Source organism: Kitasatospora sp. NPDC057518, from assembly GCF_042802075.1.
Taxonomy (GTDB): Bacteria; Actinomycetota; Actinomycetes; order Streptomycetales; family Streptomycetaceae; genus Kitasatospora.
Genome location: NZ_JBHVEU010000281.1, coordinates 1 through 11662, shown reverse-complemented (window position 1 = coordinate 11662; position 11662 = coordinate 1). Strand labels below are relative to the sequence as shown.

The 11662-nt window shown below is 73.7% G+C and carries 9 protein-coding genes; 1 reads left to right on the top strand and 8 read right to left on the bottom strand.

What is annotated here, in order from left to right; translation table 11 throughout:
• Positions 1–57 precede the first annotated feature (57 nt).
• From ACFU7Z_RS25980 to proS, 4 genes are all read right to left on the bottom strand, one after another.
• The gene (locus tag ACFU7Z_RS25980; protein WP_030056773.1) at positions 58–297 is read right to left on the bottom strand and encodes an RNA-binding protein; all 240 of its coding nucleotides are present in this window, start codon (positions 295–297) and stop codon (positions 58–60) included.
• 2 nt (positions 298–299) lie between these two features.
• Positions 300–728 (bottom strand): 30S ribosomal protein S16, encoded by a 429-nt coding sequence (gene rpsP, locus ACFU7Z_RS25975; protein ID WP_049650397.1) that lies wholly within the window; start codon positions 726–728, stop codon positions 300–302.
• A 467-nt stretch (positions 729–1195) separates the two neighbouring features.
• Positions 1196–1774, bottom strand: a complete 579-nt coding sequence (locus ACFU7Z_RS25970; RefSeq protein WP_049650398.1) for a hypothetical protein — start codon at positions 1772–1774, stop codon at positions 1196–1198.
• A 444-nt stretch (positions 1775–2218) separates the two neighbouring features.
• Positions 2219–3631 (bottom strand): proline--tRNA ligase, encoded by a 1413-nt coding sequence (gene proS / locus ACFU7Z_RS25965; protein WP_049650399.1) that lies wholly within the window; start codon positions 3629–3631, stop codon positions 2219–2221.
• Positions 3632–3820: 189 nt separating this feature from the next.
• On the opposite strand from proS, the gene ACFU7Z_RS25960 reads away from it, so the two are divergent.
• Entirely contained in the window at positions 3821–4669 is an 849-nt protein-coding gene (locus ACFU7Z_RS25960) for a class I SAM-dependent methyltransferase (protein WP_380779991.1), read from the top strand.
• 96 nt (positions 4670–4765) lie between these two features.
• Here the strand turns inward: ACFU7Z_RS25960 and ftsH are convergent, their stop codons facing one another.
• The 4 genes from ftsH to ACFU7Z_RS25940 form a co-directional block, all read right to left on the bottom strand.
• Positions 4766–6775 carry an ATP-dependent zinc metalloprotease FtsH gene (ftsH, locus tag ACFU7Z_RS25955; RefSeq protein ID WP_380779989.1) on the bottom strand — a complete coding sequence of 670 codons (2010 nt, stop codon included), beginning with the start codon at positions 6773–6775 and terminating at the stop codon, positions 4766–4768.
• A 92-nt stretch (positions 6776–6867) separates the two neighbouring features.
• Positions 6868–7392 (bottom strand): GNAT family N-acetyltransferase, encoded by a 525-nt coding sequence (locus ACFU7Z_RS25950; RefSeq protein ID WP_082346170.1) that lies wholly within the window; start codon positions 7390–7392, stop codon positions 6868–6870.
• Positions 7393–7469: 77 nt separating this feature from the next.
• Positions 7470–9035, bottom strand: a complete 1566-nt coding sequence (ffh, locus tag ACFU7Z_RS25945; RefSeq protein ID WP_049658994.1) for a signal recognition particle protein — start codon at positions 9033–9035, stop codon at positions 7470–7472.
• A 180-nt stretch (positions 9036–9215) separates the two neighbouring features.
• Positions 9216–11662, bottom strand: a 2447-nt coding sequence (locus ACFU7Z_RS25940; RefSeq protein ID WP_380779986.1) for a [protein-PII] uridylyltransferase, incomplete at its 5' end; no start/stop codon positions are given.

Sequence of the window (11662 nt, the reverse complement as noted above, 5' to 3'; positions counted from 1 at the left end):
GGACGACATGCGTCCCGGTCGGCCTCACAAGCCCTGACGGCTGAACGAGCAGCGGCGTCAGCGAATGTTGTCCACGTCGACCAGGTCGACCCGGACGTTGCGACCGCCGAGGGCGCCGACCACGGTGCGCAGAGCGCGCGCCGTACGGCCGCCCCGGCCGATCACCTTGCCGAGGTCATCGGGGTGCACTCGCACCTCGATGGTGTTCCCCCGACGCAGGTTGCGCGAGCGCACCTGCACCTCGTCGGGGTGCTCGACGATGCCCTTCACCAGGTGGTCGAGGGCGTCCTCGATCACGATCAGGCCTCGGCGGCGGCGTCGGACTCGGCCTCGGCCTTGTCCGACTTCTTGGCCTTCGGGGTGATGGCGACACCGGTGGTGGCGTCCTCGAAGCCGGCGACGGCCTTCGCGAACAGGTGCGAGAAGTCCTCGACCTTCGGCTCGGCAACGAGCAGCGGAGCCGGAGCCGGCAGGCCCTTGAACTTCTGCCAGTCGCCGGTCAGCTTCAGGATGGCGAGCACCGGCTCGGTCGGCTGGGCGCCGACGGACAGCCAGTACTGGGCGCGGTCGCTGTCGACCTCGATCTTCGAGGGGTTGTAGGTCGGCTGGTAGATGCCGATCTCCTCGATCGCGCGACCGTCACGCTTGGTGCGGGCGTCGGCGACGACGATGCGGTAGTGCGGGGAGCGAATCTTGCCGAGACGCTTCAGCTTGATCTTGACTGCCACGGGAGTGGATTCTCCTGGTGTTGACGTGGGTGAGCGGGCTCGCCGTCGCGTGGGGTTGCGGGGCGGACCGTTCAAGGGACACGCCAGCCGTAGGAGAGAGGGGTCCTGCTCGGCTGCCGAGTACTCAGCTGTCCATTCTGCCACATCGGCGAGAACCGCCTGTACGCGGGACCGGGCACCCGGTCAGGGCTCGACCGGGAGCCCCCGCTCCCGGTCCAACCCGAAGACATCACCGCTGTCCTGCTGTACCGCTCATTCCGTACTGCTCGTACGGCCTGTACCGCCTGGTACTGCTACCGCCTGTCACCGCTCACTCGGCGCTGCCGCCGCTGCCGGCTCCGCCGGCCCCGCGTGCACCGCCCGTACCGCTCCACCCCGCTCCGCGCCGCCCATCCGGCCGGACCGCTGCCCGCACAGCAGCCCGTCGGGACGTCGACCGCTCAAGCGACGTGAGCGGCGTGAGCGACTTAAGCGATCTTGAACGGCTGCTGGCACGCGCCGCAGACGATGGACGCCTGCGCGAGCACCGAGGGAACGACCCGGACGTTGCGCCCGCACCCGCAGACCGCCTTGACCCGCACGCCGCCCCCGGAGGAGCCGTGCCGGGCCGCCGGACCGCGGAAGGCGCGCGTCGCGCCGTCGCCGGCCACCGCCTCCTGGTGCGCCCCGAGGGCACGGTCCAGGCGTTCGATGGTCTCGGCGTACCGCTCCTGGGTCTCCTTGAGCATGGTCACCTGGGAGAAGCCGCTGCTCGCGTGCGGCTCGACCGGGTGCGCCAGGCCCAGCTCGGAAGCGAGCATCAGGAAGCGCCGGTTGTGGTAGCGGCCGGCGCGCGAGGTGTCCCGGATGTCCCGGGCCGCGGCCAGACCGTGGGCGGCCTCGTGGAGGAGGCGCTCGAAACCGAGCCGCGTCCCGCAGGCCGAGGAGGACTCGCCGATCAGGGCCTCGGGCGAGGCCAGATCGGGAAGGTCCTGGTGGTAGGCCTGGATGTCACTCCAGGCGGCGGCCAGTTCGGCCGCGAGAACGAGGGGCTGTGTCGTGCTCACGCTAGACCAACGATGGAGTGCGAGCCGATGTTCCGCATGTTCTCGTTCCCGGGGAATTCACAGGGAACTCCCAGGAATGCGAGGCCGCGCGCGAATTGCGCGTTCCGGATCTGACGCAAGACCAACCCCCTGCCGGTTTGGGCCCGTCGCAACGTCGGCGGGCCTGATGAATTCCGTCCGGGGGGCGGGCTGTCGCCACCCAGGACGTACGGCCCGTGGGCCTGCCGGATTGACAGGGCCACGGGCCGTACACCGTACCGCTATTCGGTTAATACCGGGAGTTGACCGGCCAGTAGGGATGTCCCCCGCGGGGACGCACCGGAACAGTTACCGGATTCTTACCCATCCGCATTCCGGGCAAATGTCGCCGGTGCCGGTCATTACCCGTGGGCGACCGGCGTCCGGCGGACATCCACCGGACATCCACCGAACACCGAACGGATGTCAGTACGCCCGGGCGACGAGCGCGACATTGCCTTCCTGGTCGTCCGCCAGCGGCACCGAGCCGTCGGCCGCGACGATGCAGCGGACCGTGACGCCCTGCTCGGCCAGCTTGGCCTCGCCCTCCGCGCCGAGGTCGGCCCAGGAGATCCGGCCCCAGCCGGTCGCGGCGGCCTCGATGGCCTCGTCGATGGTCTTGACGTCGACCGTGCGGGACTCGCGGCGCTCGCGGGACTGGCGCAGCAGCAGCGCCTGGTCCTCCTCCAGCACGCCCGGGAGCAGCGCGGCCAGGGCGTCGATGGAGACCGGCTCCTTGCCGCCCGGGATGCGGCGGGCCAGCATCGCGGTGCCGTTCTCCAGGTCGCGCGGGCCGACCTCGATGCGCAGCGGAACGCCCTTGAGCTCCCAGTCGACGGCACGGCGGCCGAACGGGGTGTCGGTGCGGTCGTCGACCACGACCCGGATGCCGACGGCCTCCAGCTGGGCGCCGATCTCGCGGACCTTGGCGATGACCGCGTCGTCGCCCTTGATCGCGAGCACGACGGCCTGGACGGCGGCCAGGCGCGGGGGCACCCGCAGGCCGTTGTCGTCGCCGTGGGACATGATCAGGCCGCCGACCATGCGGGTCGAGACGCCCCAGGAGGTCTGCCAGACGTACTCGCGCTCGGCGCCCTGCAGCTGGTACGTGGTGTTGAACGCCTTGGCGAAGTTCTGGCCCAGCTCGTGGCTGGTGCCCATCTGCAGCGCCTTGCCGTCGCCCATCATGCCCTCGAGGGTGAGGGTGTTGATGGCGCCGGCGAAGCGCTCCTTGGCGGTCTTGCGGCCGAGCACGACGTCGATGCCGAGCACGTTCGTCATGAAGTCGCCGTAGACCTGGGTGTGGATCATCGAGGCGTACTCGCGGGCGTCCTCGTAGGTGGCGTGGGCGGTGTGGCCCTCCTGCCAGAGGAACTCGGTGGTGCGCAGGAAGACGCGCGGGCGGAGCTCCCAACGGACCACGTTGGCCCACTGGTTGATCAGCAGGGGCAGGTCGCGGTGGCTCTGCACCCACTTCGAGAAGTACTCGTTGATGATCGTCTCGGAGGTCGGCCGGACGACGACCGGCTCCTCCAGCTGCTTGCCGCCGCCGTGGGTGACCACCGCGAGCTCGGGGGCGAAGCCCTCGACGTGCTCGGCCTCCTTGGTCAGGTAGGACTGCGGGATGAACATCGGGAAGTAGGCGTTCTGCGCGCCGGCCTTCTTGATCCGCGCGTCCATCTCCTGCTGCATCCGCTCCCACAGGCCGTAGCCGTACGGTCGGATGACCATGGTGCCGCGCACCGGACCGTTGTCGGCCAGCTCGGCCTTGTTGATGAGGTCCTGGTACCAGCGCGGGAAGTCTTCCGCCTGAGGGGTGAGAACGGGTGCCTTAGCCATGGGGCGAATGGTACGGGGCCCGGGGCCCCGGTTTCGAATCGGTATCACCGGGCGGGGGCGCACCACCGCGACACGCGCGCACCACCCTGCACCCCTCTGGACGCCGGGCCCGACCCGCTGTTCGCTGGTGTGGGGCGGGACTTTGGGGGAGCCGTAGCAGCGCACCGAAGGACCGGATGGGAGGCCGCCATGGCTTCAGCTCGCACGACCGGCACGACCGGCACCACCGCACGACCGACGGGCGCACGCCCGCACCACCCGCGGACCGGGGCGGCCCGCCCCGCGCGGGCGCGCGACTGGGCGGAGATCCAGGAACGCATGCTGGTGCCGCTCTACGAGGCGGTCTACGACCGGCTGGAGGTCGGCCCGGCGAGCAGCGTGCTGGGCCTGGGCTGCCGCTCCGGGCTGGCCCTGCTGCTCGCGGCCGGCCGGGGCGCCCAGGTCGCCGGGCAGGAGCCGCGGGACGAGCTGCGCGAGCTGGCCCACGACCGCCGGCTGCGGGTGTGCGCGGGGCCCCGGACGTCGGCGGCCGTCGCCCGCTCGGCCCATTCGCTGGTGACGGTTTTCGAGCAGCTGCCCGGGGCCGCCGACGCCGGGCCGGTGGTCGCCGAGGCCGCCCGGCTCACCCTCCCGGGCGGGCACGTGGTGCTGGCCGCCTGGGGCCCGCCGGAGCGCTGCGAGAGCGCCCCGGTGCTGGACGTGGCCCGGCGGATGGCGGGCCGGACCACCGCGCGCGACCCGTTCGAGCTGAGCGCGCCCGGCGCGCTGGAGGACCTGCTGGCCCCGGCCGGCCTGCGTCCGGCCGGCCTGCGTCCGGCCGGCAGCGGCCGGGTGAGCTGCCCGTTCGCCTACGCCGACCTCGACAGCGCGGTGCGCGGGCTGCTCTCCACCGGCCTGTTCGAGCCGGCCGAGGAGTTCTCCGGGGCCTCGCTGGTGGCCAAGGAGCTGGAGGAGGTGCTCCAGCCGTACCTGCGCGCGGACGGCTCGGTACGGATGGAGAACCTGTTCCGCTACCTGGTCGCCGAACGGTCGCGCTAGGCGGGAGGAGGAGGGACGAGGAGGGGCGAGGAGTCCGCAGGGGGGACGAAAAACCGGGGGCGCCCGCCACCATGGCGAGCGCCCCGGCCCCCGGCTTCACGCCCGGTCGATCGACTTCCCGTCGGCCCCGTCGGCCCCGTCGGACCCACCAGGCCCGCCGGACCCGCCGGCAGGCCCGTCGGAACCCTCGGCCCCCTCGGAGCCCTCCCGCGGCACCCCCGCCGCCCGGTACGCCGCCGCCTCGTCCAGCGTCTCCGCCTCCAGCAGCGCCGCCGCCAGCGCGTCCAGCCGGTGCCGCTGCTCGGTCAGGATCCGCACCGCGTCGTCGTAGCACTCGGAGACGATCCGCCGCGCCTCCTCGTCCACCGCGTCCAGGGTGGTCGGCGCGGCGGAGAGCCCGTACGCGCCCTGCGGGTCGGAGGGCACCGCGGTGAGCCGGCCGACCCGCTCGCTCATCCCCCAGCGACCGGCCATCCCGCGGGCGATGTTGGTGACCTGCTCCAGGTCGCTCTCCGCACCGGTGGTGATCACCCCGTAGACCACCTGCTCGGCCGCCATGCCGCCGAGCGCGCCGATGATCCGGCCGCGCAGGTACGGCTCGGTGTACGAGTAGCGGTCGTTCTCCGGGGTGGAGAGCGTGACGCCGAGCGCCCGGCCGCGCGGCACGATGGTGATCTTGCGGACCGGGTCCGCGCCGGGCTGGAGCATGCCCAGCAGCGCGTGCCCGCTCTCGTGGTACGCCGTGCGCTCGCGCTCCTCCTGCGGCATCACCAGCGGCCGCACCGCGCCGAGCTGGACCTTCTCCAGCGCGTCCGAGAGGTCCCGCTCGTTGACCGCGTCCTGCTTGCGCTTGACGGCCAGCAGCGCGGCCTCGTTGACCAGGTTGGCGAGTTCGGCGCCGGTCATCCCCGGCGTGACCTTGGCCAGCTGGTTGAGGTCGGTGTCGCCCGCCAGCGGGACGCTGCGGCTGTGGATGCGCAGGATCGCCGCGCGGCCCTCCCGGTCGGGCGGGCTGACGGTGATCCGCCGGTCGAAGCGGCCGGGGCGCAGCAGGGCCGGGTCGAGCACGTCCGCCCGGTTGGTCGCGGCGATCACGATGACGCCCTCGGAGCCGCTGAAGCCGTCCATCTCGGTGAGGATCTGGTTGAGGGTCTGCTCGCGCTCGTCGTGCCCGCCCATGCCGCCGCCGGCGCCGCGCTGGCGGCCGATGGTGTCGATCTCGTCGATGAAGATGATCGCCGGGGCGACCTTGCGGGCCTCGGCGAACAGCTCGCGGACCCGGCTGGCGCCGACGCCGACGATCATCTCGATGAACTCGGAGGCGGAGGCGGAGAAGAACGGCACGTTCGCCTCGCCGGCCACGGCCCGGGCCAGCAGGGTCTTGCCGGTTCCGGGCGGGCCGCTCAGCAGCACGCCGCGCGGCATCTTGGCGCCGAGCCTGCGGTACCGCTCGGGGTTCTTCAAGTAGTCGACGACCTCGGTGAGTTCGGCCTCGACCTCGTCGATGCCGGCCACGTCGGCGAAGGTGGTGCGCTTGCCCTCCTCGGCGGTGACCGGCTTCGGCGGGGCCTTGCGGCCGAGCGGTCCGCCGCCGAGCCCGCCGGCCATCCGGCGGGCGAGCAGCACCCAGATGAAGATCAGCAGCAGCATCGGGGCGAGCGAGATCAGCAGGTTGGTGAGGAAGCTGCGCTGCTGGACCGGCGAGGTGGCGGTGACCTCGACGCCCTGCTGCTGCAGGGTGGTCCAGAGGTTGTCGCCCGCGAAGGAGGGCCGCTGGGTGTCGAACTCGGTGTAGTCGCCCTTGCCGCCGTCCGGCTTGGGCTGGGCGCTCTTGAGGGTGCCCTCGATCGCGTCGCCCTTGGCGTAGATCTTGGTGATGTTGCCCTTGTTCAGCTGGTTGTTGAACTCGGTGTACGAGATCGTGGTGGCACCGGCGGGGCCGAAGAAGGACAGCAGCAGGTCCGAGATCAGGAACACCACGAGGGCGGTGAGGGCGAGGCCCACCCAGCCGCCGGGCATCCGGCGCTTGGGCGGCGGCGGGGGCGGGGCGCCCTCCGAACGCCAGGGCTGGTCGGGGGTCTGACGTGGCGGCACGGGTTCGGTCACCCATCGGACAATACGGACAGGTGCTCGGGCGGGCCAATCGCAACGCCGCGCCCGGACCGCCGGACGGCCGCGCCGACCCCTCCCACCAGCGACTATGCGGCTGCGCCCGGCCACTCCTCGGCGGTCAGCGCGAACCGCTCGTGGTCGCGCCAGTCCCCCTGGAGGAACAGCATCCGCGGGGTGAAGCCCTCGTGCCGGAAGCCCAGCCGCTTGGCCATCGCGATCGAGCGCTCGTTCTCCGGCTGCACGTTGATCTCCAGCCGGTGCAGCCCGAGCCCGTCGGCGGTCTGCGGGGCGAAGCAGCGGTCCACGACCAGCCGCATGCCCTCGGTCATCCGCCCGGTGCCGTTGAACGGGACGTACGAGTCGTAGCCCAGCGAGGCGTTGCAGAACCGGCCCATCACGATGTTGGCGACGTTCACCTTGCCGACCAGTCCCCCGGTCTCCCGGTCGACGATCAGGAAGGTGCGCAGCCCGGACCCCTGGCGCTTCAGCAGGTCGGGCAGCCCGTCCGGCTCGACCGGGTTCCACCGTCCGATGTGTTCGGCGGACCGCCGGACCGCTTCGGCGTACCCGGCCGTGTCCTCGGCCCTCGGGGCCCTGATCATCACTCGCATGCCCCCATCATCGGACACGCGATCGGCCCGCCGCCCGGAAACACCGGACGACGGGCCGACGGGAGCCGGTCGGAGGACTACAGCAGGTCCTTGAACTCCTTGGGCAGCTCGAAGTCGGCCGGGCCCTTGCCCGCGCCGAGGCCGAACGCGCCGCCGTCCGCCGGGCCCTGGCCGGCGCCCGGGCCGAGCGCGCGGCGCTCGGCGGCCGCGGCCTCCTCCTGGGCGCGCTTCAGCGGGTTGCCGCTCTTGCGCTTGCCCTTGGCCTGCGGGGCCTTCTTGCCGGACTTCTTGGCGCCGCCGCCCATGCCCGGGATCCCCGGCATGCCGGGCATGCCCTTGCCGGAGGCCATCGCGGACATCATCTTGCGGGCCTCGAAGAACCGCTCGACCAGGTTCTTCACCTCGCCGACCTGGACACCGGAGCCCTTGGCGATGCGGGCCCGGCGGGAGCCGTTGATCAGCTCCGGCTCGGCCCGCTCGGTCGGGGTCATCGACTTGATGATCGCGCCGACCCGGTTGACGTCCTTGTCGTCGATGTTGTTGATCTGGTCCCGGATCTGGCCCATGCCGGGCAGCATGCCGAGCAGCTTGGAGATCGAGCCCATCTTCTGGACCTGCTCCAGCTGGGACAGGAAGTCGTCCAGGGTGAACTGCTTCGGACCGCCGCGCAGCTTGGCGGCGATCTTCTCCGCCTCCTCCTGCGAGAAGGTCTGCTCGGCCTTCTCGATCAGCGAGAGGACGTCACCCATGCCGAGGATGCGCGAGGCCATCCGGTCCGGGTGGAAGGCGTCGAAGTCGTCGACCTTCTCGCCGTTGGAGGCGAACATGATCTGCCGGCCGGTGACGTGCGCGACCGACAGGGCGGCACCGCCGCGGGCGTCGCCGTCGAGCTTGGAGAGCACCACGCCGGTGAAGTCGACGCCGTCGAGGAAGGCCTGCGCGGTGGTGACCGCGTCCTGGCCGATCATCGCGTCGACGACGAACAGGACCTCGTCCGGGTTCACCGCGGCGCGGATGTCGGCGGCCTGCTGCATCAGCTCGGCGTCGATGCCCAGGCGGCCGGCGGTGTCGACGACGACGACGTCGTACTGCTTCTGCTTGGCGTACTCGATCGAGTCCTTGGCCACCTGCACCGGGTCGCCGACGCCGTTGCCCGGCTGCGGGCCGTAGAAGGCCACGCCGGCGCGCTCGGCGACCACCTGGAGCTGGTTGACCGCGTTGGGGCGCTGGAGGTCGCAGGCGACCAGCAGCGGGGTGTGCTTCTGCTTCTTCAGCCAGTGGCCGAGCTTGCCCGCCAGGGTGGTCTTACCGGCACCCTGGAGACCGGCCAGCATGATCACCGTCGGGCCGCTCTTGGCGAACCGCACCCGTCGGGTCTCGCCACCGAGGATGGAGATGAGCTCCTCGTTGACGATCTTGATGATCTGCTGCGCCGGGTTCAGCGCACCGGAGACCTCGACGCCGAGCGCCCGCTCCTTGACCTGCTTGATGAAGGCCCGGACGACCGGCAGCGCGACGTCCGCCTCCAGCAGCGCGATGCGGATCTCGCGGGCGGTGGCGTCGATGTCCGCCTCGCTCAGGCGGCCCTTGCCCCGGAGGTTCTTGAACGTCGCTGCGAGGCGATCGGAAAGGGTGTCGAACACGTCGTCGCGGGTCCTCTGCGGCATCGGAATCGGTACGGTCGTCGCCCCCCAGGGTATCCGGCCGCCCCGGGTACGGTCTCCACCCCTGCTCCCGAAGCTCCTCCACCCCCGTTCCGGGAGCTCCTCCACCCTCGCCGCCGAGGCCCGACGGCCCCCGCCGCCGGAGCCCTCCGGGGCGCGTCAGCCCAGTGCGGCCCGGACCGCCGCCGCCACCTCGCCGGCCCGCCGGGCGGTCAGCGGACGGCCCGCCCCGTCGGTCAGGTAGAACGAGTCGACGGCCTCCGCGCCCAGCGTGGAGACGTGCGCGGTGCGCACCCGTACGCCCGCCCCGTCCAGCGCCCGGCCGATCCGGTGCAGCAGCCCGGGGGCGTCGTGCGCGCGGACCTCCAGCACGGTCGCGGTCGCCGAGGCCACCGCGGGCGCCACCGCGACCAGCGGCGGCGGGGTGGGGATGCCCCGGCGGCGCGGGGCCGCGGCGTCCCGCTCGGCGAGGCGGCGGGTGACGTCCAGCGAGCCGTCCAGCGCCCGGCGCAGGTCGGCCCGCAGCCGGGCCGCCTCCGGCAGCTCGCCGTACTCGGCCGCCACCCGCCAGGACAGCAGCAGCACCGGCCCGGCGCCCACCGGGTCCAGCTCGCGCAGCCCGGCCGAGCGGACGGCCAGCCGGTGCAGCGCGAGCACCCCGGCGGCGGTGCCGAGCAGCCCGGGCCGGTCCGGGACGGCCAGGTTCAGCTCGACGCCCATCGGCTCGGCGCCCGGCTCCGCCCCCTCGGAGCGGGCCCGCAGCGACAGCGCCAGCTGCCCGGTCCGGGCGGCCTCGACCGCGAGCCGCTCCTGCTCGGCGGTCGGCGCGCCCTCCGCCGGCGGGGTGCCCGCCCCGGCCAGCCGGTCCGCCGCCCGGGCCACCAGGCCCTCCACCAGCGAGGCCCGCCAGCCGCTCCACGCGGCCGGGCCGGTGGCCAGCGCGTCCGCCTCGGTGAGCGCGTGCAGCAGCTCCAGCTCGGGCAGGGTGGCGACCACCTTGGTGACCGCCTCGACGGTGGCCGGGTCGTCCGGATCGCGCCGGGTCGCGGTGTCCACCAGCATCAGGTGGTGGCGGACCAGCACCGCCAGGGTCTCGGTGTCCTCGGGGCCGAAGCCCATCCGGGCGCCGAGGTCGCGGACGATCACCTCGCCGGCCTCGCTGTGGTCCCCCGGCCAGCCCTTGCCGATGTCGTGCAGCAGCGCGGCGACCAGCAGCAGGTCCGGGCGGGCCACCCGGCGGGTCATCGCGGCGGCCCGCACCGCCGTCTCCACCAGGTGCCGGTCCACCGTCCAGCGGTGCACCGCGTTGCGCTGCGGACGGCAGCGCACCCGCTCCCAGTCCGGGATCAGCCGGCGGACCAGCCCCTCCGCCTCCAGCGCCTCCCACACCGGGACGGCCGACTCCCCCGCGCCCAGCAGGGTGACCAGCTGCTCGCGCGCCTCGTCCGGCCAGGGCACCGGCAGCGGGCGGCACTCGGCGGCCAGCCGGCGCACCGTGGCGTACGAGACGGTCAGCCCGTTCTGCGCGGCGGCGGCCGCGGCGCGCAGCGGCAGCACCGGGTCGGCGGCCGGTCGGGCGCCCTGGGCGAGCACGGCCTCGCCGTCCTGCTCGACCACGCCCTCGGCGAGCGGCCGCCGCTCGACCGCGCCCCGGGCCACCGCGCCGGCGCCGCGTCCGGTGCCGGCGAACGGGATGCCCAGCCGGCGCACCCGCCGGCCGCGGCCGCCGCGGGCCGCGAGCACCCGGTCCACCGCCCGCCAGGTGACGTCGCCCGCGTACGCGACGGTGCGGGCGGCCTCGTAGACCCGGCGCAGCAGGGTGTCGGCGTCCAGCACCCCGAGCCGCTCGGCGACCTGGTCCTGGTCCTGGAGGCCGAGCCGGTCGGTGGCCCGGCCGGTGACCAGGTGCAGGGCGTCCCGCACGTCGGCCAGCCACCGCGCGGCGTCGTCCAGGCCGTCCCGGGGCGCGTCGGCCAGCCAGCTGGCGGCGATCGCGTCCAGCGCCACGACATCGCGCAGGCCGCCGCGGGCCTCCTTGAGGTCGGGCTCCAGCAGGAAGGACAGCTCACCCTGCCGTTCGGCCCGCTCGCGGCCCAGCTCGCGCAGCTCGGGCAGGCGCGCGGGGGCACTCGCGCGCCAGTCGGTGAGCACCGCGGCGCGCAGCGCGTCGGTGAGCGCCCGGTCCCCGGCGAGGTGCCGGGCGTCCAGCAGGCCGAGCTGGGCCTTGAGGTCGGCGGCGGCGACCGCGCGGGCCTCCGCGACGGTGCGCACCGCGTGGTCGAGCCTGGCGCCCGAGTCCCAGACCGGGTACCAGATCCGCTCGGGCAGCTCCCCGGCGACCGGACCGTCGTGCAGCAGCAGGACGTCCAGGTCGCTGCGCGGGGACAGCTCGCCCCGCCCGTAGCCGCCGACCGCGACCAGCGCGACGCCGGGCGGGGCGCCGGCGGCCGCGAGCAGCCCGGCCAGCCAGTCGTCGGTGAGCCGGGCGAGCGCCCGGCGGCGGGGGCGGCCGCCCCGGCCGGGGGGGGCGAGCCGCGCGGCCCCGGGGGCGGCGGCCCAGCCCACGGGGGGGGAGGGGTGGGCGGGGGGGGAGGGGGGGGTCTCGG

What these genes read in the sequence shown, in the direction of transcription:
- proS (WP_049650399.1), bottom strand. Translation starts at nt 3,631, where the DNA reads ATGGCTAAGGCACCCGTTCTCACCCCTCAGGCGGAAGACTTCCCGCGC.
- ACFU7Z_RS25960 (WP_380779991.1), top strand. Translation starts at nt 3,821, where the DNA reads ATGGCTTCAGCTCGCACGACCGGCACGACCGGCACCACCGCACGACCG.
- ACFU7Z_RS25950 (WP_082346170.1), bottom strand. Translation starts at nt 7,392, where the DNA reads ATGCGAGTGATGATCAGGGCCCCGAGGGCCGAGGACACGGCCGGGTAC.